Raw genomic sequence first — 381 nt, forward strand, 5'->3', positions numbered from 1 at the left:
CTGGTGCTGCGCAAGGGCCAGTTGCTGGACAACTTCGCCCAATTGCGTGACGACGGCAGTACCGCCTGCTTCAACTGGGTGTTCGCCGGTCCCTGGACCGAAGCCGGCAACCAGATGGCCCGCCGCGACAACGCCGACAGCGGCCTGGGCTGCACGCCGGGCTGGGCGTGGGCCTGGCCGCAGAATCGCCGCATCCTCTACAACCGTGCCTCGGCCGACCCTCAGGGCAAGGCCTGGGACCCGAAGCGCCAGATCATTGCCTGGTATGGCAGCCGCTGGGCTGGCAGCGATGTGCCGGACTACCCGGTTACCGCCGCGCCCGGCAGCGACGTCAACCCGTTCATCATGCTGCCCGAAGGGGTAGGGCGGCTGTTCTCGGTC

At 68.5% G+C, this 381-nt stretch carries 1 pseudogene; it reads left to right on the forward strand.

The features are described from left to right. Window positions 1–381 (forward strand): annotated as a pseudogene (locus tag SB756_RS28415) (formate dehydrogenase); the annotation flags it as partial.

It is taken from the genome of Pseudomonas sp. SIMBA_068 (assembly GCF_046534705.1).
Taxonomy (GTDB): Bacteria; Pseudomonadota; Gammaproteobacteria; order Pseudomonadales; family Pseudomonadaceae; genus Aquipseudomonas; species Aquipseudomonas putida.